This is a genomic window from Sphingobium chlorophenolicum, assembly GCF_000722875.1.
Lineage (GTDB): Bacteria > Pseudomonadota > Alphaproteobacteria > Sphingomonadales > Sphingomonadaceae > Sphingobium > Sphingobium chlorophenolicum.
Genome location: NZ_JFHR01000003.1, coordinates 127,039 through 148,225, shown reverse-complemented (window position 1 = coordinate 148,225; position 21,187 = coordinate 127,039). Strand labels below are relative to the sequence as shown.

Genomic DNA, 21,187 nt, shown 5'->3' with positions numbered 1-21,187 from the left:
CACCGGGGCGGCCGCCTTCTTTTTACCCGCGGACCGTCACGCGTGGCCCGCGCATCGAGGGAGCTTTCCCATGACCTTTCACCGCAAATCGACTGCGCCACGCCGCGATGTCGCGGCCGAGATCACCAACCTCATAATCGCCAAGCTTGAAGCCGGCGTCCTGCCCTGGTCGCGCCCCTGGGGACTGACCGGGGCAGGGGGGCGACCGCTGCGGCATTGCGGCACGCCCTACACCGGCATCAACGCGCTCTATCTCTGGGCGATCGGCGACGCCCAGGGGTTCTCTGGCCGCAACTGGATGACCTACCGACAGGCGACCGAGTTGGGCGGACAGGTACGGCGCGGCGAGCATGGCGCGCACAGCGTCTATTATTCAACCTTCTCGAAAACCGAGGCGGACCGCGTCACCGGCGAGGCGGCGACGAAGAATATCCGGTTCCTGCGCTCGTACACGGTGTTCAACGTCGATCAGATCGACGGTCTCCCGGCGTATTATTATCCGGTGCCCGCACCGCCCGAACCGCGCATCGAGAGCCGGCACCGCGCCGCGATCGATGCCTTCTTCGGAGGCCTGCCGGCGACCGTGCGGCATGGCGGCGATCAGGCATTCTATTCGCCGATCGGCGACTATATCCAGCTACCGCAGCGCGGCGCGTTTCGCTCGGACGATCATTACGCCAGCACGCTCGCGCACGAATATGTCCATTATTCGGGCGCGCCGCAGCGCCTCAACCGCGAGTTCGGCAAGAAGTTCGGCGACAACGCCTATGCGTTCGAGGAGCTGGTCGCCTGCATCGGCCAGTGTCTGGTGTGCGCCGACCTCAATCTGCCCGGCGAGCTGCACGACAATCACGCCAGCTACGTCGACCATTGGCTGAAAATCCTGAAGGGCGATTCGAGCGCGATCATCAAGGCCGCGGCGAAAGCCGAGCAGGCGGTGACCTGGCTCCACAACGCCGCCGTGGGTGGCGCGGCCGAGGTCGACCAACCCGAAGCCCTCGCGGCATGACCCGGAGATCTCACCATGCACATCGAGTTGCGCAAGCTGAAGGTGGTCGACGCTTTGTCCGAGGAAACGACTTGCTACTCGGCCGAGATCTGGATCGATGGGCAGCGCGCCTTCCTCGCGTCGAACCGCGGGCATGGCGCCGCGGACGATTACCATGCCGTCGGCAGCGTCACCGAACAGGCGGTCGATGCCTGGCTCGCCGCCAACCGTCCCGTCTCGCGGCTCGGCGACAGCGTCATGCCGCACTGCCTCGAGTTCGAGGTGGCGGCGCTTATCACCCGGATCGAGGAAGCGAAGCGGCTGCGCCGGCAATGCCGGACGAAGCTGGTGACGATCGAGGGCGACCAGGTGTTCTGCTATCCGCTGAAGGGCAGGGCAGCGCCAACGGTGTTCGCCAACGTCCAGCGGCGCACGCCGACGGCCCGAATGGTCAATGGGGACGATTCCGCGATCGACGAGGCGGTCACGCTGATGATCGCGCAGTCCGAAGGGGACATGGCATGATCCTCGATCTGATGGCGCTGCTGACGCCGGCGCCGCTCGATCCACTGTGGGAGGCCGAGAAATCGGGCTGGCGGTGCTTCGTGATGGGCAATACCGGCTGCTGCCATCGACGCGGCAGCCGACTCGAAGCAGCATGGCAACGCGGGTTCGACGCCGCATGTCGGTCGGGCGATGCCGGACGGCTTATGCTATAGCCAGACCGTATTACCACCCGAGGGCGCTGATGCGATGCGGAGCTTCGACCCGACAACCGGCCTTTCGCGGTCGACACGCAATCTCCTTCTTCTGGCGATCGTGCTGGCCGTCATTCACCATGCCGACCATGTGCTGCGCGTGGATCACAGCGGATGGCCGTTCCGCGCGATGGTGACACCGTTCACCTTCAGCCTCATCGCCTATCCCGTCCTGCTGTTCGCGCTGCTCGGCCGAGCGTCGCTGTTCTGGCTGCGCTTCGCCCTGCTCGCCATCGGCGCCGCCCTGACGGTCTTCGCGCACGCGACGCTGGAGAGCCCACGGATGCAATATGCGATGTGGGCCTATAATCGCAGCCTTGAACCGCAATTCTGGGACGTGCGCAATCTCTGCGGCATCCAGTCGGGTACGATGGGCGTCATCGCCGTGATCGTGTCGATGGCGCTCAATGTGACGCTGGTTGCCACCTGCGTTTCGATGCTCAGGGATGGCCTGGGTCGGCATCGCGGGCACACGGACTGATCCTGACCGTACTCCAGGCAAGAAGGAAAGAGGGACGGGATGGGCTGAGCGCATAGGGCGCTCAGGGAGCCCATCGATGCCATACGACGTCGCCTTCCGCCACCAGCAGGCGCTCGACCCGAGCGCGCTGGTCACGATCGGAGCGAGCCTCCACGCCATTACCCGCGCGATCGATGACTGCCGCAACGCCGGGATCGCCTTCGAAACCGATCCCGCGGTCATCCTGCTCGCCCGTCACCTCGCGAGCGTTACCGCGCCGCAGTCCGAGGACGCGCTGCTCAAGCGGCGCTGCATGGACCGCATCGCCGAGTTGCGACAGCACCCGGCATTGCTGACACTCGCGGTGCGGGGCGTCGCGCACGACGCGGCCGCCAAGGATCGCTTCCACAGCGACGGACGCAAGGCGCTGCGCCGGCTCGCCGACACGCTGGGACTCGACCCCGCGCACTATGACCTGCGCTCGAACCGCAGCCACGCGTCGCGATCGGGCGAGATCACCCTACACGGCGAGGAGCTGTGGATGCAGCTATCGCTCCACGGCACCATGGCCGATCGCGAGGTCATCTACCGCCGCGTCAGCGGCCGTCACGACCACCTCGGGGAGCGCGACTGCTACGCCTCGATCCGCGACCTGCTCGCACCCGAGCGGTTCGCCGTGCGGCTGCGCAAGGAATTGCGGCTCACAGCGCCGGTCGCCGAGCCGGTCAGCCTGTTCGGCTGATCGATCACCCATCCACACCCGCGAAAGGACCGCCATCATGGGCTGGCTCAGCATGCCGCTGTCGTCGATGTTCCCGCACACAGGCCCCAAAGCCTATCTCGACGCGCAATTCACCTACGACAACCGCGACGCGGACGGAAAGGGGAAGGCGCTGCGCGTCATCGCCTCCTCGTGCCTGCGCAACAAGGTCTGGTACGCAGCCGTGGTGCCGTCCACCGATGGCAACGACGAACCCGCCTTCGCGGCCGTGTGCATGGTCAGCTGGAACCCGCGCGCCAAGGACGGATTTGTGTTCGCCTACAAGGATATGACCGAACACGCCGGGCCATGCGAGGCCGAATGCCCCGAGCGCATCCTGTCGCTGCTCGGCGACACCGACGATCCCGGTGCCCTGAACTGGCGCCGACGCTGCCTCGAGCGGCTCGCGACGCCGGTACGCCCGCTCGAACACGGCATGCACATCCGCTTGCCGAGCAAGGTCACCTTCGTCGACGGCTATGAGGGCGACGAGTTCATCGTCCACAAGCGCGGCCGCAAGATCTCGCTCGCGATCCCCGGCAACGGCTACCCGAAATATCGGATCGGCAACCTTCGCAAATGGGCGTGGACGCTCGTGCCGCCCAAGCCCGAAACCCGCGTCCACAAGACGGTGTTCGGTTGATCGCCGACATCCCCCACGTCAGGATCATCGCCATGTCCGCCCCGTATCCCCCCGTCACGCCCAGCCCCAAGCGGTCGCAGCTCTGCAGCCGCGCCCATGCCCAGCGCGTCGCCATGCGGATGTTCGATGCCGGCGCACGCCAGGTCTCGATCGTGCGCACCGGCGATCCGCTGCAACCCTTCCGCGTTCTGCCGATCATCGTCGACGGACCGAACGTCGAAGTCGAATTGCGCTACGCATGAGGGGCGCCCTGCTCCTCGGCATCGCCGCGCTCGCCGCCTGCGGGGCAGGGGAACCCCAAGGCCGCGACGGGGCGACGATCACCGGCGAGGGGCGGGCGATCGACGGCGACACGGTCTCGGTCGATTTCCGCCTGTCGGGGGCCGACGCCTTCGAGCGCAAGCAGATGTGCTCGAAGGACGGTGCCTGCTATCCGTGCGGCAAGTTCGCGCAGGATTCCGCCTCGCGTATCCTCAAGAGCAGTGTCGCCACGATCCGCATGACCGGCGCGAGCAGCTACGGCCGTCCGATCGCCATCGTCACGGTCGACGGCTACGACCTGGGCGAGCAACTGATCCTGCAGGGTCTGGCGGTGCCGGCGACGCAATATCTGCGCGGCGATCCGCAGCGCGCCGCGCGCTATGTCGCTGCGGCCGAACAGGCGCGATCAGCGGGCCGCGGCGCCTATGCGGGAGAATTCATCGATCCGGCGCGCTGGCGGCGCGGGGAACGGCTCGCGTGCGAGGCGCGTTACTGATATCCCCCCCTGGAAGAGGCGGTCCGGCATGCTCCCTTGCCGAACCGCCTTTTCTTTTTGTCGTCAGCCCTTGAGCTTCGGACCGGGGCCACGATCGTCGGAATCGTAATCGGGTCCCGGGTCATGCGACCAGGACGCGCCGATCGCGAACGCGGGGTCGAAGCGGCCCAACGGACCATCCGGCTCGGCCGCGACATACGGATTGACCAGCGGCTTCACCGGCAGCTTGTTGCGATAGATGTGCCCGGCGATGCGACCGCGCGCCTCCAGCAGCTTCTCCAGCCAGACGAGATCGTCGAGCATGGTCACGACGCCCTTGCCGGCGACGCAATAATAGAGGCACCGCTGGAAATCGTCGCACGCGGTGCTGAGGATCGTGGTCAGCTTGACCTTGCCCTCGTTCTCGCCCTCGTGGATCCATTCGAGCGATTCCCGCAACTCGCGCGCCGAGAGATACGCATCCTCCGGATTGCTGCCGATGCACGCCCCCGCGAGCATGCGCCGGGTAACGCGAATATCCAGATCGACCGACAATTCGGTGAGCACCGCATCGAGGTCGAACTCTCCGATAAATTCCGAACGCTTCATGGCCAGCTCCTTTGTTCATTGAACGTAACGTGAACAAAGGCGACAAGGCAAGCATTATGGAGTAGCTTCACCACCATGTGGCTCGTCCCACGCGATACCCGGGGTCTTACCCTGCGCTCGCCCGTACCCGACGTGGTGCGCGAGGCGCTGGTGCGCTGGTACACAGGCGAAGGCGAGGACAGCGATCACCGCGCCTCGGTCATCATGGTGGTCAAGGCACGCGATCATCACCAGTGGATAGCCTGCGACTGCCTGGGGGAGGGGACGGACCCGCCGCTACTCTCGCCGGCCTATCTCTCCGAAGCCGAAACCTATTACCTGCGCCGGCTCACCAGCATCCGCCAGCGTCGCCCCGAACATGACGTCGACTGCCCGTTCTTCCGGGAGCAGGCGCCGCCCCGCATCCGCGAGAAGGCGACCACCACCCCGCGCACGATCCACGAGCCCGACGGGCTGTTCTCGGCGCACCGGCTCGCCCCCGAGAAGCTGGCGCAGCTCCCTGATGACAGCGAACCCGACGATCGCACCCGCGGCGTCGCGATCCCGCGCCTCGCGCGCCTGCTGTGGCAGTTGATGGAAATGGCGCAGGTCAACGTCGTCGAACCACTCGAGGTCGGCGAGCCGCGCACGACATCGATGGCGAGCGAGTTCGCGGCGATGCGCGCCGCGGCCGAGCGGGTCCAGATCGCACCGGGCATCCCGCTCGCGCGCCATCTCTACACCCATATCGACCCCTACGAACGCGGCATCGTATTCGCGAAACTGCGCGAAGCGGCGAAGAAATGGCCGACCGAGCACGCCCCGCAGGCCTTCCTCCTGCTCTATGCGATCGACGTCTCCGGCTCGACCATCACGCTTGCCGAAGGGCGCGAGTTGATCGTCAAGAACCGCATCCGCCACATCGGCGTCCACCAGCGCCACATCGGGCCACCCTATCTGGTCCTGGCCGTCGTCGGCGAGCACAACCCGCGTGAGGGCTATGCCTGCCTGCGCGCCTATGCGCAGCCGATCGCGCGCCCCGCCAACTTTGTCGCGATCCACAATCTCGCCGAGCGCAAGACGATCGTCGGCCTGCTCGATCTCCAGTACCGGCTTCGCCGGCGCGGCATCGGCGTCGGCTTCAAACGGCTCCTGTTCGATATCGCGACGTTGATCGGGGAGATGCGTCCAGACCTTCTTCTCGACCTGCGCGACTTCACCACCGGCGAGGTGATCGAGGCGGCACTCGAAGTCGTCACCGGCGATGACGCCGACACGCTCGGGTTGAAACTGCGTCAGGTCGAAAAGCTGCGCGAGATCGCCCCCGTCGTGACGATCCATGCCGAGGATCTCGAAGGTGACAGGCTCGAGGCCGCCGTGCTCGACCAGCTGCACATCGGATGACGTCGTTCACAGGAATTTAATCGAGGGCCATCATCCTCGCGTCATGGCATCGACCACCCAGGCCAGAAACCAGCGGCGGATCCTGCGCTGGGCGCAGTCGTCGCTATGCGCCGGATGCGGAATGCCCCTGCCGAGTCCCCGGCACCTCGTCCGCTATCATCCCGATTACCCGACATTCGACCATGTCACGCTGCGCAGCGCGGGTGGACGACGATTACTGTCGAACGGCCTGCTGAAGCATCTGCGCTGCAATCAGGCACGGGGCGCGAGGCCGTCGACGGGGTGCGATGCGATCTGGATGACCGTGGTCGCGGCGCGGCTCGCCGATCGCCCCCGCAGTCTCAAGCCGATCTTCAAAGGTGGCGCTCGAAATCCCGCATTCCCGCCGCGCAAGGAAAAGGCCGCCCCGGTTTCCCGAAGCGGCCCGATCGGGTCATCGAAGGTCGAGCGTCAGATGTCGTCGCCGAGCGTGCCCTTGACCGAACCCTTCACGTCCTGAGCGGACCCCTTCAGCTTCTGGGCCTTGCCCTCGGCTTCGAGGCTCGCATTGTCGGTCGCCTTGCCGATGCCTTCCTTGACGTTGCCGGCCAGCTTGTTACCCGCCGCCTTCAGCTTGTCAGTCGCTTCGCCCATGATTGATCTCCTGTCGTGAATTGTCGGGATAGATAACAATTTGCGCGTGCCGCGTTCCGCGCTGCCCCCCACGGCTGCACCATGATCGGTCCTGCCCGCCGCCGGCAATCCGGGCGACCGGATGAAGGAGAGAGGGAGGGGATCTGTCGATTCCATTGAGGGAGACGACAGATGACCCCGTTCCAGCCCAGCCCCCAGCCCGACACGACCCCCTGGGACGCGCCCGATCGCGCCGACCAGGTGCTCCCCGGTATCTGGCGCGTGTGGACGCCCAGTCATGGCGGCTATGTCCTGTCGGACGAACGCCAGGCCGCGATGCCCGACGCGCTGCGCCGCGACGATCCCTTCTATGAGGAAGACGTCGATTATGCGCTGGTGCTGTACGGCTTTGGCAGCGAGTTTCGCCGCCTGCCCATTCCCGGCATCGCCCTGCAGGTCGAGAATGCGCGCCGCTCGGTCCGCTGCTGGCATCCCGATCGCTGGACCGCGCTGACCGGCGAGGAGGTGTCGATCCACGACAGCCATGTCGTTCGCCGCCGCGCCGCCTATCAGGCGGTCATCGGCCAGTATGAAAGCGTCTCGGCCTCAGGTTCCTGGGCGGACTGGGTGCCCGAGGGCAAGGTCGGCTGCGTCTTCCGCCGTGTCGTCAGCGTCGATGCGCTCGGCTTCGCGCGCCACGAAGGCGAGCCGATCCACGGTCTCGTCGACAAGGATCGCTACGAACGCCGCCAGATGCCGGAGACGTTCCAGAGTCTCGGCGCGGTCCGCGTCGAGAGCACCGCTCCGATCTCCAAGCAGGTCGACGCGAGCGCGCTCGCGCATCTCCTCCCAACCAGCTGAAAGGACACGCCATGAGTGTCTATCTCTATCTGTTCCACGGCCGCGCCACGCCCGACGAGGACGTCGAAAGCTGGGGCTGCGAAGGCCCCGCGATCGGCCCGCTCGACTATGTCCATACCACCTACGGCAGCGAGGTGAAGATCCGCGGCGCGGAGGCGATCCTGGAAAAGTTCTTCCCGGATACGGAAATTCATTTCCACGACGGCTACGGCGAACACGCCATTCAGCTCGCCGGCGACTGCTTGCCCTACGACGGCAAATTCTACGGTGACTGGTCGATCTGCACCGGGGATCGCTTGTGCTCGCCTGCCGCCTCCCGGGTCAAGCCGGTGTGCGACGACTGCGGCAGCGACAACGTCACCAAGGACGCCGTCGCGGCCTGGGATGAGCCCGAACAGGCCTGGGTGCTGCTCAGCACCTACGATTCCACCACCTGCCAGGACTGCGAGCGCGAAAGCGACGACATGCTCGAATGGCGGACGCTCGATGGTGCGCCCGCTCCCGATCCCGACGCTCCCGCCATCCCAGCCAACGATCCGGCGCCCCCTGATGCCGACGCCGCCTGACCCGGAGGACCACGCCATGACCTGTGTCACCCCGATTCGCGCGCCCGAGGCCGCGGACAATCGCGTACCGCTCGGCCATCATTCGACCGGCACGCTCAGCCTCGACCTCGATCGCCTGCTTGCCGGACGCCTGCTCATCCAGGGCAGCTCCGGGGCGGGCAAGAGCAGGACCTTGCGCCGGATCATCGAGGAGGCGTTCGACTATACGACGCTTGCGATCGTCGACCCCGAGGGGGAATTCGAGAACCTCGCCCGCCATATCGGCGCGACCACGATCCGCGCGGTCGAACTCACCGCCGACGGGCTGACGGCCGCGGCGACGCGCAGCCGGCGACATCGGCTGTCGATGCACATCGACCTCACCGACCTCGATCCCGACCAGCGGATCATCAAGGCAGCCGCGTTCTTTGCCGGCCTGGTCGGCGCACCGCGCGAGGACTGGGCGCATACCATGCTGGTGTGCATCGACGAGGGCCATCTGCTCGCACCGCATGTCGCCGGTTCCGCGCTCGATGCCGATGCCCGCCGGCTCGGCGTCGCCACCCTGACCGACCTGTGCGCGCGCGGCCGCAAGCGCGGTCTCGCCCCCGTCATCGCCACCCAGCGCCTCGCGAAGCTCTCCACCTCGGTCGTGTCCGAGCTGCAGAACGTGCTGGTCGGGCTCAACGTCTTCGACCGCGACATCGCGCGCGCGGCCGACCTGCTCGGCTTTCCCGCGCGTGACGCCGACCTGCTGCGCAACCTCGCCCCCGGCGATTTCTTCGCGATGGGTCCGGCGCTGTCGGCAACCCCGGTGCTGGCGCATATCGATCCCACCATCACCGAACATCTCGGCAAGACCCCGGAACTGCGTGCCGCCGCGTCCGTCGATGCCGACGAGGCGGCGAAGCTGCTCGATCTCGCGGGCCTGGCCGAGGTCGCGGACCACGGCCCCGCCATCGCCCTCAAGGGCACGCGCGCGCTCGACGCGTTCCTGCTCGATCCCGCTGCGACCGACGCGGCCGCGATCATGGACGCGCTGAAGCGCATCTCCCCCAACGCCAGCACCGCGCGCGACCTCGCACGGCACCTGTCGCTCGACGCCGAGCGCACCGACCGCGCGCTCAACCTCCTGTCGGCGATCGCCGCGGTCGACACCATGCCCAAGGGCGACGACCGCATCGCCCGCCTGCATGCACGGCTGCGCGCGCGGCTGAGCGACGTCGCCGTGGTGTCGCTGTGACCGACCTCGCGCCCGATATCGTCGAGCTGGTCGCGTGTCCGAAGCTGCCCGAGCCGTGCGGGCGCCTGCGCGAGATGCCGTTCCGGCACGATGCCTGGACTCCCGACGAGATCGCCACAGTCGAACGCATGTTCCGCGATGACGCCGCGATCGACGACATCGTCGCCGCGATCGGCCGCGGCCGTGCCGGCGTGCGCGACAAGATCGCCAAACTGGGCCTGCGCCGCAATTCGTCGCGTCCATGGTCGCCCGACGAAGACGCATGGCTCACGCGCGAATATGGCCTTCGCCCCACGGCCGATCTCGCTGGAGATCTCGGCCGCGCCTGCACCAGCGTCTATGCCCGCGCGGGCGTGCTCGGGCTGACCGAAGGAAATCCTCCAAGATGGACCGAATGGGAGGATGCCCAGCTGCGCGCCGGCTACTCGCGAGCGATCCCGATCGCACAGATCGCCACGCTGATCGGTCGCCCGCTGTCGGGCACGGCGACCCGCGCCAACACACTCGGCCTGCGCCACCCGAACAAGCCGGCTGACTGGACCGAGGCCGAGGCGACGCGGGCGCTGACGCTCGCCAGCGAGGGGCTTCGCTATCTCGCGATCATCGACATACTCGCCACAGAGGGCTTTCCCCGTCGAACCAAGGCTGGCTTCGGGCCGCACCTGCGCAAGCTCGGCTATGGCCGGGGCTGGGGACGCAACTGGACGCCCGACGAGGACACGTTGCTCACCCGCGCCTATGCCAACGGGGCAAGCCTGACCCCGCTCACGACCCGGCTAGGTCGCACGACGTGCTCGATCCGCTGGCGCGCTGACTATCTCGGGCTGCGCGGCACCCATGCTAACCGTGACGGGTTCCGGGGCGGCCCGGTGTGGAGCGACAACGATCTGGCCATGCTGCGCGACCTTTACGGCACGATGCCGATGGACGCCCTGGCGACGAAAATGGGCCGCACCAAGGCCTCGCTGTTCACGCGCGCGAACATCCTGGGCCTGATCCACGGCTATCACCGGAAATGGACCGACGAGGAAATCCGGGCGCTACGCATCGCGCATGACTTCGGCGTCGCGCTGCCTGATTTTGCGGCAGCGATCGACCGCAAATATCCAGCGGTCCACAAATATGCCGAAAAGCACGGGCTTCGCTTCTCGCGTCGCCCGCGCCGCGCAACCCCCTGGACGCTCGCCGAAATTATCGCGCTCGATCCTTCGGGAACGGGCGTCACCGACCATGTTGCCATCCCCGGCACAATCGATGAGGAAAAGCCATGACGCCGCTTCGCCTCGCCCGCGATATCGCAACCGGCGCGCCGATCGACCGCGACACCCGGCGTGCCCGCCTCCTCGCGGCGCGGCGCTATGCGATCAACTCGGTCCCGCGTCGCGGTATCCTCAGCGGTCACTGGGACGCGGGCACCGTGGTCGGCGCGTTCCGCGACGGCAAGGCAGGCTGACCAGGGCTCGGCCCGATGCGCCGATGAAGGAGAGAGGGAGCGGGGAGGGAAGGCGTGACGGACGCCTGAGCCCTTTTCCAGGAGCGCACTCCCATGATTCCCGCCACCATCGCGACCGCGGTCGCCCCCGAGACGATCGCCAAGGTCACGCGCCTGTTCAACAATACCGCGTTCGACGTCATCTGCGAACTCCTCCAGAACGCGCGCCGCGCCGGTGCGACCGGCGTCGCGCTCGCGCTGAACGGCGCCGGCGCCGAGCACTTCCTGCACATCACCGATGACGGCCACGGCATCGCCGATCCGGTGAGCATCGTCACGCTCGGCCGCTCGGGCTGGTCCGACGAGACGCGCCGCGCCGAAGATCCCGCCGGCATGGGCGTGTTCAGCCTCGCAGGCCGCGACGTCATCATCCGCTCCTTCTCGAAACCCGACCGCCAGGGCTGGATGGCGCATATCCCGGCCTCGGCGTGGGAGACGAGCCGCCCGATCGCGATCGAACCCGATCCGATCATGCGCGGCACCGCGATCACCGTGCGCGTGCCCGACGAGTGGCTGAAGACGCTCGAGCGCGACGTGGCCCGCGCCGCCAAACATTATCCGGTTCCCGTGACCTGGAACGGCGCGGTCCTTCCGCAGGAGGACTGGCTGAAGGACGCGGTCCATGTCGAGGAATGGTACGGCGTGCGCATCGGCGTGTTCCAGAAACACCCCTCGCATTATTCCTCGCGCGACGGACGCCTCAACTTCCACGGGCTGACCATCCCGTGCGACCTGCCGTATGTTCAGGAAGTCGACCGGGGCGGCCACTGGATCGCGCGGGTCGACATCTTCGACGCGCCGCAAATCCAGCTCGTCCTCCCGGCGCGCAAGGAAGTGGTCGAGAACACCGGCATCGCCGCCCTGCGCGATGCGGTCCGGCTCGCGATCTACCGCGCGATCGAGGCCGCGGGGACGCACCGGCTGTCGGCGCATGACTGGCGCGAGGCGCGCTCGCTCGGTATCGCACTACCCGAAGCCGAGCCCTATCTGTTCGCATGGACCGCCTATGCGGCCGACAGCTCGCGCAACTACGAGAGCGGCGCACGCGTGACCGACACCGGCATGGTGCTGATGCCCGACTTCGATGCGCTGATCGGCCAACCCGCGCAGGCGGCGATCGCGAAGCATAATCCGTTCGGTGGTCCGCTGGTCGAGGCCCAGGACGCGTTCAAGGGCTATGGCTGGTACGATATCCTCGCCCGTGTCGAGGATATGCGGTTCCGCGTCACCCAGGGCGACCGCACCTTCATCGTCTCCGACAGCCGCGAAGCGCCCGCCGAGGCGGAAAACGGTTGGGTCGAGGCTATCACGCTCGAGGCGACGATGAGCCACGCCGGCGCATTCATCGAGGTATCGACCGACGCGGATGTCGCCTTCGCACCCGACCAATGGTCGTGCAACTCGGTCGACGAGACGTCCGTCTTCGTCCGCCGGGGCAGCGAAATCACCGCGCTCGGCGTCGCCGACATCCTCGAAAGCGCGATCTTCTATGCCAGCGACGACAGCGATGCCGACAGCTACGATACGCAGCTCGAGCGCTTCCAGGCCGATGCCGCCGAACGAATCATCGGCCTGCTCGAAGGCGACGATGCCGCGCTTGAGAACCGCATTCGCGACAAGCTGGCGGGGCATTATTTCCTCGTCCCCGAGGACCGGACGGTCACCGTCGTCATCGATCGCGACAGGCTCGACGTGACGATAACGGCCCGCGCGGTGCCTGCCGCGCCCGAGGCCGCAGCGGAGGGCGCGTGACATGGCACGCTACAACCACGCCTATACGATCGCCTTCAGCCTCGTCTCGAACGACGACAAGGGCCACGACGTCGACGCGCGCCAGCTGAAGGAGGCGCTGCTCGCACGGATCGAGAACCTCGACGAGGAAGGTAGCTGGGTCGAGTCTGCCGGTGCGCCCTACGACACCTATCTCGAACCGGAGGATGCACCATGACCGGCGCGGCAGTTCCGGTCGCGCCCCTGCCGCCGCCACCACCAGTGGTGCTGGCCTACGGCATCGGCGTCGACAGCACCGCGCTGCTGATCGAAAAGCACGCGCGCGGCGAAGCGCCCGACCTGGTGCTCACCGCCGATACCTCGGTCGAGAAACCGGCCACTTACGAATATCTCGACGTGATCCGGCCCTGGATGCGCGATCGCGGCATCCGGTTCGAGCTGGTCAGCTATGTCCCGAGGCGATTCAAGCACTGGCCGCCCTATTACGGCATCCTCGAGATGTGCCTGACCAACGCCACGCTGCCGAGCAAGTCGCTCGGCGGGTCGAGTTGCAGCCTCAAATACAAGAAGGCGCCGCAGGACAAATTCCTGTCGACCTGGCAACCAGCGGTCGACGCATGGGCGCGCGGGCAGCGCGTCGTCCGCCTGATCGGCTATGACGCCGGTCCGCGCGACACCGCGCGCGCCAACCATGCGCTGTCGATCGACGATCCGCTGTACGACTGCCAATATCCCTTGCGCGAATGGCGATGGGACCGGCCCGACTGCGTCGCCCGCATCCAGGCCGAGGGTCTGCCGGTGCCCCCCAAATCGGCGTGCTGGCTGTGCATCGCCAATCATCCGGACGAAATCCGCGGCCTCCCGCAATGGTGCCTGCGGCTCATCGTGCTGGTCGAGGCACGCGCAGCCCCGCGGCTGCACACGGTCGAGGGCCTGTGGCGCAGATCGACCCGCGCGCGCCCCGGATCGATGACCGCCTTCATCCGCGACGAACACCTCCTGCCGGCCGACGAGATCGACCGCATCATCCGCGATGCGCCACTCGACCTCATACGGTTCCAGGACGTCGCGGCGGTCATCCCGCTCGGCGAGCGCCCGACGATGGGCGACTGGCTCGACCGCTTCCATGCGGCCTTTCCCGAACGAGGCCGGGGACAAAGCGACGCGCTCGCCGCCTGAAGTCCCCGCCACCATCGCTATCGACCCAACGGAGGATCGTCACATGATTTTGACCGCCACCGAAACGCGCCTCGAAGCCGTGGCCAGGCTCAACGACCGTTGCCGCCAGGGGTTCGACCGCACCGCGAAGATCGTTATGACCCGCGCGTGCCTCGGCGCGCTGTCGAACGGCTCGCTCGCCTCGGAAGCCGTCGCCCAGGCGCATGTCCTGCAGGCGCTGCGCCGCTACACTTTCCCCGCCGACTGTCCCGAGCGCGATCGCGGCCAGTTCGAGCTGTCAGGCGAGACGATACACTTCCGTATCGATTATTATGACGTGGCGCTGGAATGGGGATCGGAAGACCCCGCCGACGCCAGCATCACGCGCCGTGTTCTCACGCTCATGCTGCGCGAGGATCTGTGATGCGTATTGTCGGAATGGCCGACAGCTATCAGCTAGCTGGCCGCTAGACGATGACGATCGAGATCATCCTCGGCCTGCCGCATCTCGCAAACGGGCCTATCCTTCAGCGCGCGGTCGCGCTGCAAGCACCGGTGCTGATCTCGGCCAATTGTCTGTCGCGCTGGCGCAAGGCCGATGGCTGGCGCGAGTGGTCGGGATGGCGCACCGGAACGCTCGCCAACGCGCGACCGCTCGCCAGCGTCGACCTCGATTCCGCCGGTTACACCATGATGGTCCGCTATGGCGGGCTTCCCTGGAGCATCGCCGATTACATGGCGCTCGCCGCGTCATGGCCGTTCCGACGCATCTCGTCGGTCGATTACTGCTGCGAAGAGGGCGTTGCCCACGACCGCGAGGAAGTGCTCGACCGCATCGCGCGCACCACCGCCACCAACCGAGAATGCTTTGCCCGCGCCGACGACTTGGCCATCCGCGACCGGCTGATGCCCGTGCTGCAGGGCCGCGTGCCCGACGACTACGTCCGTTCACTCGACGCGATCGGCGGTCTGATCCTGCCCGGCACCGTCGTCGGCATCGGCAGCATGTGCCGGCGACCGATCCACGGTCCCGAAGGGCTGATCGCCGTCGTCGAGCGGCTGACCCGCATCCTGCCGATCGGCGTCAAGGCGCACCTCTTCGGGGTGAAAGGCGATGCCCTGCCGTACCTCACGCCGTTCGCACGCTGGATCGCCTCGATAGACAGCCAGGGATGGGGCGTAGGCGTGCGACAGCACGCGCTCAGGCATCGCATCGCCAAGACCGACGCGCTCGGCGCCGACTTCATGGAACGCTGGTATCGCACGCAATGCGCGCGAACGCTCGAAACACCGCGACACCTGCCCGAGGCCGCGGCGTCTACTCCACCGCCACCAACCGCCGACCCCTGGGAACGCGCGATCGCGCAGGCTCGCGCCGAGATCCGCGCCCTGATCGAGAGCGGCGACCTCGATCACGATGAGATCACCACCGGATGGATCGAGACCTGGGCGGCCGAGATCTACGCCGACGCGGCCTGACGGAGGTAACCATGCTCACCGACCGCTCCCAGCGCTGGCGCGACCGGCGCAGCTTGTTCGTTGCCGGCGACAGCGTGATCGACCCGCGCCGCTACGCCGTCGATGTCGTCGCCCATGATACTGCCCGCGCATTCCTCGCCGACCATCATTACCTCCCGCGCTATCCCGCCGCCCAGCTCGCCTGCGGGCTGTTCGGTCCGGGCGACCCGGGCAGATCCGCGTTGGTCGGTCTCATCGTGTTCGGCGTGCCGGCGACCGGCGCGGTCATCACCCGGCACACCGGCTATGCCGATCCCGCTCGGGGCTGCGTACTGCAACGGCTCATCTGCCTGCCCTCGGTCGCCGCGAACGGCGAAAGCTTCTTCACGTCGCGCGCCTTCCGCCTCCTGCGCCTCGCCAAGCCCCGGATCGACGCTGTCGTCAGCTTCTCCGATCCCGCCTTCGGCCATTGCGGCGTCGTCTATGCCGCGCTGTCGGGCGCCTATCGCGGCCGCACGAGGCCGCGGACGGTGCTGCGCATCGCCGGCGAGATGATCTCGGAGAGAACGCTGTCGAAGATCCGCAACCTCGAATCCGGCCATGCCGGGGCGATCGACCAGCTGGTGCGGCTCGGTGCGCCGAGGCCGGAGGCGCACGAACACCCCGCCGACTGGCTCGCGCGGCTCCGTGCCGACAATCTGCTCCGCCCGCACCGGCAAAGCCCGCTGTTCACCTATTGCTTCGAGCTGACGCGCGACGCCCGGCGCACCGCGCGCGATCTGCCCCGGCTTGCCTATCCGCGCCGGAGCGACGCGATCCGCGAAATCCTCGCGGCATGATCCCCGCGCCAGCGGCGCGAGGGAAGGGGAGCGGGAGCGGGCGGCATGTCACCGACATGCCGGAAGGAGCACCGCCCGTGGATATCCATCTCGCCATCGCCAGCGTCCAGGCCGACGCTGCCCGCATCGCGCGCTACACCGATCGACGCGACCGTTTCCTCGATGCGCTGGACTGGTCCGCGCTCGACGAACAGACCGCGCGCGAGGCCGCGATGCTCGACGATCTGCTCGCCGGCGATCTCGCCGACGCCGCGCTCTACATCCTCTGGCTGGAAGAACGCCTCGCCAGCGGCGAAACCGATGTTCCAGGCGTTCTTCGCTTCTACCCGCACCCGCGCCCCTGGCACGCCGAGTGGATCTCGCTGCACTGACCCTGAAAGGATCGCCATGAGCCGCCACCAGTTTCCCGGTATCGAACCCGGCACCAGCGTCAGCATCGGGTGGGACCGCCCGCTTGGCACCTTCTTCGTCCAGGTGCTGCGCCCGCACCCGCATCTCACGGGTGAGGACGAAACCGTCGCATGGCATGGCGCGCACCCCGGCGAGCTGACCACAGCGGCCGCCGCGGTCACCATCGCCTCACGCTGGGCCGATCTTCCCGCCGATCTCGCGATCACGCTCGAGACCGACCGGCTGATGACCCTCGGCCAGTCCGATGGCGAGGCGCAGATCGCCATCAAGCGCCGCTTCTTCGGCGACTGAGTACCCGACAAGAAAGGGGAGGGGGATGGGGCGCGTCGATCAATGACGATCGACGGAGAGCCCCATGCCTTATTTCATCGATCTCGGTGCCGGTCCCGCCGAGGAGGATTGCGCGCAACTCGGCCAGTCGCCCAACTTCGACAGCCTCAACCGCCTCGAAATCGCGGTCTACAAGTCCGCGCTGATCGCACGCTACGGCCCGCCGCCCCCGGGATGCCGCCTCGCCGGCCTGTCCAACCGACACGATTTCGGTCGCTATGTCGAACTCGTCCTCCATATCGAGAACGAGCTCGACGAGGCCGTCGCCGACTATGCGACACGCGTCGAGGAGGGACTCGCCACCTGGCGCGAGGCGGGCTTCACCGCGCCGGTCGAGTATAACGGCGAGACGCCCACCATCGTCCATGCCGATCCGGCCGATGCCGTCATCAGCGCGCTGCTGATTACCCGGCCCGGGCCGAACGGTCTTTTCCCGATCCCGGATTTCGCGGTCCTGCACGGCAATCTCACGCAGGCTTACCCCGCCGAGGCCGCGGCCGCCAACGCGCGTCTCGCCGAGGCCGCGGACGCCTGAGCGCGACCGCACAGAGCGATTTCCCATCATTTCGGAGCATTCCCATGGCGAACACCTACACCAAGGCCGCGTTCACGCTGACCATGAGCCACGCCGACGCGGCGTTGCTGACCATTGCCGAACAGGCAGTCGATATCCTCGACACCAACGGCGACGATGCCGACCTCGCCCACGAATATGACGCGCTCGATCCCGCGTTCCACGCCGTGTTCCCGGCGAAGGGGCCGATGAAGTTCGAAAGCTTCCTCGAGATATTCGACGATTGGCATTTCCCTTATCTCGACTGCGCGATCGACATCGACTGGAAAGGCGAAGACGGGAACGCGCGCGTATTCTTCAGCGGCGATCAATTCGGCGTCGAACAGGTCGCCCAGCTCATCTTCCGCGCTTGCAAGTCCGCGCTCCCCTGCGGGTTCGCATGGATCTCCGACTGCGACCGGCTGCGCCCCGGCGAGTTCGGAGGCGGCTGCGTCATCATTACCGACGCGGGGCTGACGTTCCACAGCACCCAGGACATCCTCGATCGCGCCGCGCGCAGCGCCGCAGCCGATCCCGACACCCATGGTCACGAGGGTCGCTTCGGTTTCGTGCTCGCCTCGCGCGACCAGAACGGCCACGCCGTCTTCTGGAACAACGACGACGGCTTCGGGGCACTCGCCAGCGCGACCGTGTTCTCGAAAGCCGAGGCCCGCGCACACGATCCGGTCATCGCCAACGACGAACCCGAGTGGCTGGCGCTGCCAGCGCCGCTCGCGGCCTGAACGGCCATGTTCATCGACATCGGACGCGGCCTGGTCGCCGGCCTTCCGGCCCTCGCCCTGCCGCCCGCCATCCTCGACGCGGTCGAACGCGGCGCATGGATCGTCTTCAACCTCTCGGGCGGCAAGGACAGCTCGGCCGCGATGTTCGCGGTCAACCTGATCCTCGATGCGCTCGGCCATCCGCGCGAGCGGCGTATCGCCATTCACGCCGACCTCGGCCGTGCCGAATGGGACGAAACGCCCGCGACGGTCGAGGATCTCGCGGCCCACGCCGGCGTCCCGCTGACGATCGTCCGGCGCAACGCCGGCGACCTGTTCGACCGCTGGGCCACGCGCTTTGCCAACGGCAAGGCGCGCTACGAGGCACTCGAAACCTATAATCTGATCGGTCCCTGGTCATCCTCGGCGCTGCGCTTCTGCACCTCAGAGATGAAGGCCCATGTCATCGGGCCGCACCTCGCCAGACTGCTGCGCGGCCAGACTATCATCAACGTGCTGGGACTGCGCCGCGACGAGAGCATCGCTCGGTCACGCACACCCGAATGGAAAGCAGACGCGCGCTACGCCGCTGCCGGCAATCCCCACGGCACCGCGATGATGCTGTGGAACCCGATCGCGCACTGGACGACACCACAGGTCTTCGCCGCGCACGATACGCTCGGCATCCCGCTGCACGTCGCCTACACCTGTTACCAGTCGTCGCGACTGTCGTGCCGCTTCTGCGTCCTCCAGTCGCTCGGCGACGCCCAGGCATCGGCTTCGGCACCGGCAAATCGTCCCGCGCTGCTTCACCTGGTCGACCTCGAGGCGACCTCGACCTTCTCGTTCCAGCCCGCGCGCTGGCTCGCCGACGTCGCACCGCGCCACATACCAGGTAATTTGAGGAACCGGATTACCGTTGCCAAGGCCGATGCGGCCGAACGGCGACGGCTCGAAAGCGCGATGCCGCCCGACCTTCGCTACGTCAGAGGCTGGCCACCGCGCGTCCCCACCATCGAGGAGGCCGGTGTCGTCGCCGCTTCGCGCGCGCCGATCCTCGCTCGGCACGGTCTCGCCAACCTCTATCCCGATGCCTGCGCGGTCCGTGACCGCTTCGCCGACCTCATCACGGTCAAACGCGCCGCCTGATCCCCATCATCAAGGAGTCCCGACATGGCCGATATCACCGATCTCCCCGTCATGACGCGCGACGACGCGATCGCCGCGGGCTTCGCCGGTTACAACGACGTGCCGCACAAGCCCATCGACGTGCCTGACGGCGCGTTCACGATCACGGCGAAGACCAGCGAGGGTCGCCGCGTGACCTTCTGCTTTCTCGAAAAGACTTATGGTGGCCCGCCGCGTTTCATCGACATCCAGTTCCACGATCGCGGCACCACGATCCCCAACGCCGATAACGGGGTATCACCCACCTTCAACGCGTTCGCGATCACGCGTGGCGGCAGGTTCGTCGCCGACAGTCGCCCGCTCGACGAGGACATCAAGCCCTCGATCCTCGTGCTCATGCTCGACAAGGCTGGGGAAGAACCCGCGCGATCCGCGACCAAACCGGCGCCGATGTCGGACACCGACCTCGCGGCTCTGCTGACCCGCGCGGCCGAAGTCGTGGCTGCGCCCGACAGCCGGATCGCCTCGGATCGCAACGCCCTTGCCGGCCAACTCACGGCCGAGGCCGCGGTCAGGCGGGCGCGGCCGTCATGACCGCGCCCTCGCGCAGCGACGGCATGCACGTCGCCCATACCGCAACGGGGTGGGTCGTGTTCGACAACAGCCTTTCGCACCCCTCGCGCCTCTCGGGCGCCTATCCGTCGCGCGCCGCGGCGACCGCCCGCAAGCGGGCGCTCGCGCGTGCGCTGCGCCACCAGCGTCCCGACGACGCACCGGACGTCTGAGGAAGGGGAAGGCGGACCGGCTGTTGTGAACCGGGAGGATCATCCGACCCGGTGACAACCGGAGTTAACCCAATGCGCAGCATCCTCGCCTTCTACGAAATCGACCGTGAGTGGGGTGGCCCCGAGGAGGGGGGCTGGTGGTACGATACCGGCACCTTCGTCCGCGTGATCGCCCTCCATTACCATGACAAGGCCGCGGTCGCGGCGATGCGCCGCGCCAATCGCCTGCTCGACCGCCTGCAGCGGCATCGCCCGCCGGTGGATTCGGCCGCCTACACCGGCGGACGCTTCCGCGCCTTCAGCTTCTCCGGCCTCCCGCCCGCGCGGTTTCCCGCGCGTCGCCCGCAATATTCCTGATCCCAGCGAGAAAGGACCAGCGCATGTACCGCGTCCATTATTTCGACACCAGCGAAGCCGCGCATGACGCCTGTCTCGATGACGGTCCCTGCATCGAGGAAGGCGACGTTCTCGCCATCCTGTCGGAGGGCGTCATCGGTCTCGCCTCGACCGATCCGATCGCCGTCACCCTAGACCCCGGCGCACTGCGCATCGTCCGCCCGATGGCGATGGACGTGCTGCTAGCAGAACTCGTCCACGGCGCCTCCCAGATCCGCCGCGCGGTCGCGACCGCCCTCCTGCACCATTTGCCCGTGCAGCCCCATTTCCTCGCCTTCGTCGCGCCGGCGCTGCCCTATCCCTATCCGCAGACCGTCGTCGCGCTCTCGTTCGACGACATCATGCTGACGATCGACGCGATCGACCACCGCATCAAGACGCTCGAAAACCGGTTGGGCTCACTCGAATCCGACAGCGCGCACGCCTTCTTCCTGCAACGCTCGATCGATCACCTGTCGAGCGCCAGGAAGCGCCTCATGCGACATCCGCGACCGCCTCGCTGAACGACACGGCATCGCCCCGCGACGATGCCGGCACCGGCTGCGCCGGAAGGAGAGAGGGACCGGATCGGCATCCTGGACATGGG

32 protein-coding genes are annotated in these 21,187 nt (G+C 67.3%); 30 read left to right on the top strand and 2 right to left on the bottom strand.

Features of this window, described 5'->3' with window-relative positions; genetic code table 11:
* The first annotated feature begins 70 nt into the window (after positions 1 to 70).
* The 8 genes from BV95_RS03445 to BV95_RS03410 all read left to right on the top strand — a co-directional run bounded on the left by BV95_RS03445 (position 71) and on the right by BV95_RS03410 (position 4,366).
* Complete coding sequence (locus BV95_RS03445) at positions 71 to 1,009, top strand: ArdC family protein (protein WP_037447385.1); 939 nt, start codon at positions 71 to 73, stop codon at positions 1,007 to 1,009.
* A 15-nt stretch (positions 1,010 to 1,024) separates the two neighbouring features.
* Positions 1,025 to 1,513 carry a hypothetical protein gene (locus BV95_RS03440; protein WP_037447383.1) on the top strand — a complete coding sequence of 163 codons (489 nt, stop codon included), beginning with the start codon at positions 1,025 to 1,027 and terminating at the stop codon, positions 1,511 to 1,513.
* The gene (locus tag BV95_RS03435; RefSeq protein ID WP_037447380.1) at positions 1,510 to 1,707 is read left to right on the top strand and encodes a hypothetical protein; all 198 of its coding nucleotides are present in this window, start codon (positions 1,510 to 1,512) and stop codon (positions 1,705 to 1,707) included. The genes BV95_RS03440 and BV95_RS03435 overlap by 4 nt, the downstream gene beginning before the upstream one ends.
* Positions 1,708 to 1,741: 34 nt before the next feature.
* A complete protein-coding gene (locus BV95_RS03430) occupies positions 1,742 to 2,227 on the top strand; it encodes a hypothetical protein (protein WP_037447366.1) in 486 nt (161 codons plus the stop codon).
* Positions 2,228 to 2,303: 76 nt separating this feature from the next.
* A complete protein-coding gene (locus BV95_RS03425; RefSeq protein WP_037447363.1) occupies positions 2,304 to 2,948 on the top strand; it encodes a hypothetical protein in 645 nt (214 codons plus the stop codon).
* Between the two features lie 37 nt (positions 2,949 to 2,985).
* Positions 2,986 to 3,609, top strand: a complete 624-nt coding sequence (locus BV95_RS03420) for a DUF6927 domain-containing protein (protein WP_037447360.1) — start codon at positions 2,986 to 2,988, stop codon at positions 3,607 to 3,609.
* Positions 3,606 to 3,851, top strand: coding sequence for a hypothetical protein (locus BV95_RS03415; RefSeq protein ID WP_081873262.1), 246 nt, complete (start codon positions 3,606 to 3,608; stop codon positions 3,849 to 3,851). The genes BV95_RS03420 and BV95_RS03415 overlap by 4 nt, the downstream gene beginning before the upstream one ends.
* Positions 3,848 to 4,366, top strand: a complete 519-nt coding sequence (locus BV95_RS03410; protein WP_037447358.1) for a thermonuclease family protein — start codon at positions 3,848 to 3,850, stop codon at positions 4,364 to 4,366. The genes BV95_RS03415 and BV95_RS03410 overlap by 4 nt, the downstream gene beginning before the upstream one ends.
* A 63-nt stretch (positions 4,367 to 4,429) precedes the next feature.
* Here BV95_RS03410 and BV95_RS03405 read toward each other — a convergent pair whose 3' ends face one another.
* Complete coding sequence (locus BV95_RS03405) at positions 4,430 to 4,954, bottom strand: hypothetical protein (protein ID WP_016510268.1); 525 nt, start codon at positions 4,952 to 4,954, stop codon at positions 4,430 to 4,432.
* Between the two features lie 75 nt (positions 4,955 to 5,029).
* On the opposite strand from BV95_RS03405, the gene BV95_RS03400 reads away from it, so the two are divergent.
* Both BV95_RS03400 and BV95_RS23400 read left to right on the top strand, forming a co-directional pair.
* On the top strand, positions 5,030 to 6,337 hold the full coding sequence (locus BV95_RS03400; RefSeq protein WP_037447350.1) for a hypothetical protein: 1,308 nt from the start codon (positions 5,030 to 5,032) through the stop codon (positions 6,335 to 6,337).
* A gap of 121 nt (positions 6,338 to 6,458) precedes the next feature.
* A complete protein-coding gene (locus BV95_RS23400; protein ID WP_125962571.1) occupies positions 6,459 to 6,836 on the top strand; it encodes a hypothetical protein in 378 nt (125 codons plus the stop codon).
* On the opposite strand, the gene BV95_RS03395 is transcribed toward BV95_RS23400, so the two are convergent.
* Positions 6,788 to 6,970, bottom strand: coding sequence for a CsbD family protein (locus BV95_RS03395; RefSeq protein WP_010408931.1), 183 nt, complete (start codon positions 6,968 to 6,970; stop codon positions 6,788 to 6,790). The two genes, BV95_RS23400 and BV95_RS03395, sit on opposite strands and share 49 nt — an antisense overlap.
* A 171-nt stretch (positions 6,971 to 7,141) precedes the next feature.
* Here BV95_RS03395 and BV95_RS03390 point away from each other — a divergent pair, with 171 nt between their 5' ends.
* The 20 genes from BV95_RS03390 (at position 7,142) to BV95_RS03295 (ending at position 21,104) form a co-directional block, all read left to right on the top strand.
* Positions 7,142 to 7,810, top strand: a complete 669-nt coding sequence (locus tag BV95_RS03390) for a DUF7007 domain-containing protein (protein WP_010408933.1) — start codon at positions 7,142 to 7,144, stop codon at positions 7,808 to 7,810.
* A gap of 11 nt (positions 7,811 to 7,821) precedes the next feature.
* Positions 7,822 to 8,376 carry a hypothetical protein gene (locus BV95_RS03385; protein ID WP_010408935.1) on the top strand — a complete coding sequence of 185 codons (555 nt, stop codon included), beginning with the start codon at positions 7,822 to 7,824 and terminating at the stop codon, positions 8,374 to 8,376.
* Between the two features lie 16 nt (positions 8,377 to 8,392).
* Positions 8,393 to 9,598, top strand: a complete 1,206-nt coding sequence (locus BV95_RS03380) for a helicase HerA domain-containing protein (RefSeq protein ID WP_010408937.1) — start codon at positions 8,393 to 8,395, stop codon at positions 9,596 to 9,598.
* Positions 9,595 to 10,869 (top strand): hypothetical protein, encoded by a 1,275-nt coding sequence (locus BV95_RS03375; RefSeq protein WP_051749607.1) that lies wholly within the window; start codon positions 9,595 to 9,597, stop codon positions 10,867 to 10,869. Before BV95_RS03380 ends, BV95_RS03375 begins: the two co-directional genes overlap by 4 nt.
* The gene (locus BV95_RS03370; protein WP_024310655.1) at positions 10,866 to 11,051 is read left to right on the top strand and encodes a hypothetical protein; all 186 of its coding nucleotides are present in this window, start codon (positions 10,866 to 10,868) and stop codon (positions 11,049 to 11,051) included. Before BV95_RS03375 ends, BV95_RS03370 begins: the two co-directional genes overlap by 4 nt.
* A gap of 93 nt (positions 11,052 to 11,144) precedes the next feature.
* Complete coding sequence (locus BV95_RS03365) at positions 11,145 to 12,842, top strand: ATP-binding protein (RefSeq protein ID WP_037447345.1); 1,698 nt, start codon at positions 11,145 to 11,147, stop codon at positions 12,840 to 12,842.
* Position 12,843: 1 nt separating this feature from the next.
* Positions 12,844 to 13,038: a hypothetical protein gene (locus tag BV95_RS03360; protein WP_024310657.1), complete on the top strand. Its 195-nt coding sequence runs from the start codon at positions 12,844 to 12,846 to the stop codon at positions 13,036 to 13,038.
* Positions 13,035 to 14,000, top strand: a complete 966-nt coding sequence (locus tag BV95_RS03355) for a hypothetical protein (protein ID WP_051749606.1) — start codon at positions 13,035 to 13,037, stop codon at positions 13,998 to 14,000. Before BV95_RS03360 ends, BV95_RS03355 begins: the two co-directional genes overlap by 4 nt.
* Positions 14,001 to 14,043: 43 nt before the next feature.
* Entirely contained in the window at positions 14,044 to 14,403 is a 360-nt protein-coding gene (locus BV95_RS03350) for a DUF3768 domain-containing protein (protein WP_024310659.1), read from the top strand.
* A 50-nt stretch (positions 14,404 to 14,453) separates the two neighbouring features.
* The gene (locus BV95_RS03345; protein ID WP_024310660.1) at positions 14,454 to 15,458 is read left to right on the top strand and encodes a deazapurine DNA modification protein DpdA family protein; all 1,005 of its coding nucleotides are present in this window, start codon (positions 14,454 to 14,456) and stop codon (positions 15,456 to 15,458) included.
* Between the two features lie 11 nt (positions 15,459 to 15,469).
* The gene (locus BV95_RS03340) at positions 15,470 to 16,276 is read left to right on the top strand and encodes a Mom family adenine methylcarbamoylation protein (RefSeq protein ID WP_037447341.1); all 807 of its coding nucleotides are present in this window, start codon (positions 15,470 to 15,472) and stop codon (positions 16,274 to 16,276) included.
* A gap of 77 nt (positions 16,277 to 16,353) precedes the next feature.
* Positions 16,354 to 16,647 (top strand): hypothetical protein, encoded by a 294-nt coding sequence (locus BV95_RS03335; RefSeq protein WP_024310661.1) that lies wholly within the window; start codon positions 16,354 to 16,356, stop codon positions 16,645 to 16,647.
* 16 nt (positions 16,648 to 16,663) lie between these two features.
* Positions 16,664 to 16,978 (top strand): hypothetical protein, encoded by a 315-nt coding sequence (locus tag BV95_RS03330; protein ID WP_010409090.1) that lies wholly within the window; start codon positions 16,664 to 16,666, stop codon positions 16,976 to 16,978.
* A 64-nt stretch (positions 16,979 to 17,042) separates the two neighbouring features.
* Entirely contained in the window at positions 17,043 to 17,552 is a 510-nt protein-coding gene (locus tag BV95_RS03325; protein WP_010409093.1) for a hypothetical protein, read from the top strand.
* A gap of 44 nt (positions 17,553 to 17,596) precedes the next feature.
* A complete protein-coding gene (locus BV95_RS03320; protein WP_037447337.1) occupies positions 17,597 to 18,313 on the top strand; it encodes a hypothetical protein in 717 nt (238 codons plus the stop codon).
* A gap of 6 nt (positions 18,314 to 18,319) precedes the next feature.
* On the top strand, positions 18,320 to 19,441 hold the full coding sequence (locus BV95_RS03315; RefSeq protein ID WP_037447334.1) for a phosphoadenosine phosphosulfate reductase domain-containing protein: 1,122 nt from the start codon (positions 18,320 to 18,322) through the stop codon (positions 19,439 to 19,441).
* Between the two features lie 24 nt (positions 19,442 to 19,465).
* The gene (locus tag BV95_RS03310; RefSeq protein ID WP_037447332.1) at positions 19,466 to 20,014 is read left to right on the top strand and encodes a hypothetical protein; all 549 of its coding nucleotides are present in this window, start codon (positions 19,466 to 19,468) and stop codon (positions 20,012 to 20,014) included.
* On the top strand, positions 20,011 to 20,205 hold the full coding sequence (locus BV95_RS03305; RefSeq protein WP_024310583.1) for a hypothetical protein: 195 nt from the start codon (positions 20,011 to 20,013) through the stop codon (positions 20,203 to 20,205). The genes BV95_RS03310 and BV95_RS03305 overlap by 4 nt, the downstream gene beginning before the upstream one ends.
* Before the next feature lie 72 nt (positions 20,206 to 20,277).
* Positions 20,278 to 20,562, top strand: a complete 285-nt coding sequence (locus BV95_RS03300) for a hypothetical protein (protein ID WP_037447327.1) — start codon at positions 20,278 to 20,280, stop codon at positions 20,560 to 20,562.
* Between the two features lie 23 nt (positions 20,563 to 20,585).
* Complete coding sequence (locus tag BV95_RS03295; protein WP_024310585.1) at positions 20,586 to 21,104, top strand: hypothetical protein; 519 nt, start codon at positions 20,586 to 20,588, stop codon at positions 21,102 to 21,104.
* Positions 21,105 to 21,187: the final 83 nt, after the last annotated feature.

What these genes read in the sequence shown, in the direction of transcription:
- BV95_RS03445 (WP_037447385.1), top strand. Translation starts at nt 71, where the DNA reads ATGACCTTTCACCGCAAATCGACTGCGCCACGCCGCGATGTCGCGGCC.
- BV95_RS03440 (WP_037447383.1), top strand. Translation starts at nt 1,025, where the DNA reads ATGCACATCGAGTTGCGCAAGCTGAAGGTGGTCGACGCTTTGTCCGAG.
- BV95_RS03435 (WP_037447380.1), top strand. Translation starts at nt 1,510, where the DNA reads ATGATCCTCGATCTGATGGCGCTGCTGACGCCGGCGCCGCTCGATCCA.
- BV95_RS03430 (WP_037447366.1), top strand. Translation starts at nt 1,742, where the DNA reads ATGCGGAGCTTCGACCCGACAACCGGCCTTTCGCGGTCGACACGCAAT.
- BV95_RS03425 (WP_037447363.1), top strand. Translation starts at nt 2,304, where the DNA reads ATGCCATACGACGTCGCCTTCCGCCACCAGCAGGCGCTCGACCCGAGC.
- BV95_RS03420 (WP_037447360.1), top strand. Translation starts at nt 2,986, where the DNA reads ATGGGCTGGCTCAGCATGCCGCTGTCGTCGATGTTCCCGCACACAGGC.
- BV95_RS03410 (WP_037447358.1), top strand. Translation starts at nt 3,848, where the DNA reads ATGAGGGGCGCCCTGCTCCTCGGCATCGCCGCGCTCGCCGCCTGCGGG.
- BV95_RS03405 (WP_016510268.1), bottom strand. Translation starts at nt 4,954, where the DNA reads ATGAAGCGTTCGGAATTTATCGGAGAGTTCGACCTCGATGCGGTGCTC.
- BV95_RS03400 (WP_037447350.1), top strand. Translation starts at nt 5,030, where the DNA reads ATGTGGCTCGTCCCACGCGATACCCGGGGTCTTACCCTGCGCTCGCCC.
- BV95_RS23400 (WP_125962571.1), top strand. Translation starts at nt 6,459, where the DNA reads ATGCCCCTGCCGAGTCCCCGGCACCTCGTCCGCTATCATCCCGATTAC.
- BV95_RS03395 (WP_010408931.1), bottom strand. Translation starts at nt 6,970, where the DNA reads ATGGGCGAAGCGACTGACAAGCTGAAGGCGGCGGGTAACAAGCTGGCC.
- BV95_RS03390 (WP_010408933.1), top strand. Translation starts at nt 7,142, where the DNA reads ATGACCCCGTTCCAGCCCAGCCCCCAGCCCGACACGACCCCCTGGGAC.
- BV95_RS03385 (WP_010408935.1), top strand. Translation starts at nt 7,822, where the DNA reads ATGAGTGTCTATCTCTATCTGTTCCACGGCCGCGCCACGCCCGACGAG.
- BV95_RS03380 (WP_010408937.1), top strand. Translation starts at nt 8,393, where the DNA reads ATGACCTGTGTCACCCCGATTCGCGCGCCCGAGGCCGCGGACAATCGC.
- BV95_RS03370 (WP_024310655.1), top strand. Translation starts at nt 10,866, where the DNA reads ATGACGCCGCTTCGCCTCGCCCGCGATATCGCAACCGGCGCGCCGATC.
- BV95_RS03365 (WP_037447345.1), top strand. Translation starts at nt 11,145, where the DNA reads ATGATTCCCGCCACCATCGCGACCGCGGTCGCCCCCGAGACGATCGCC.
- BV95_RS03360 (WP_024310657.1), top strand. Translation starts at nt 12,844, where the DNA reads ATGGCACGCTACAACCACGCCTATACGATCGCCTTCAGCCTCGTCTCG.
- BV95_RS03355 (WP_051749606.1), top strand. Translation starts at nt 13,035, where the DNA reads ATGACCGGCGCGGCAGTTCCGGTCGCGCCCCTGCCGCCGCCACCACCA.
- BV95_RS03350 (WP_024310659.1), top strand. Translation starts at nt 14,044, where the DNA reads ATGATTTTGACCGCCACCGAAACGCGCCTCGAAGCCGTGGCCAGGCTC.
- BV95_RS03345 (WP_024310660.1), top strand. Translation starts at nt 14,454, where the DNA reads ATGACGATCGAGATCATCCTCGGCCTGCCGCATCTCGCAAACGGGCCT.
- BV95_RS03340 (WP_037447341.1), top strand. Translation starts at nt 15,470, where the DNA reads ATGCTCACCGACCGCTCCCAGCGCTGGCGCGACCGGCGCAGCTTGTTC.
- BV95_RS03330 (WP_010409090.1), top strand. Translation starts at nt 16,664, where the DNA reads ATGAGCCGCCACCAGTTTCCCGGTATCGAACCCGGCACCAGCGTCAGC.
- BV95_RS03325 (WP_010409093.1), top strand. Translation starts at nt 17,043, where the DNA reads ATGCCTTATTTCATCGATCTCGGTGCCGGTCCCGCCGAGGAGGATTGC.
- BV95_RS03320 (WP_037447337.1), top strand. Translation starts at nt 17,597, where the DNA reads ATGGCGAACACCTACACCAAGGCCGCGTTCACGCTGACCATGAGCCAC.
- BV95_RS03315 (WP_037447334.1), top strand. Translation starts at nt 18,320, where the DNA reads ATGTTCATCGACATCGGACGCGGCCTGGTCGCCGGCCTTCCGGCCCTC.
- BV95_RS03310 (WP_037447332.1), top strand. Translation starts at nt 19,466, where the DNA reads ATGGCCGATATCACCGATCTCCCCGTCATGACGCGCGACGACGCGATC.
- BV95_RS03305 (WP_024310583.1), top strand. Translation starts at nt 20,011, where the DNA reads ATGACCGCGCCCTCGCGCAGCGACGGCATGCACGTCGCCCATACCGCA.
- BV95_RS03300 (WP_037447327.1), top strand. Translation starts at nt 20,278, where the DNA reads ATGCGCAGCATCCTCGCCTTCTACGAAATCGACCGTGAGTGGGGTGGC.
- BV95_RS03295 (WP_024310585.1), top strand. Translation starts at nt 20,586, where the DNA reads ATGTACCGCGTCCATTATTTCGACACCAGCGAAGCCGCGCATGACGCC.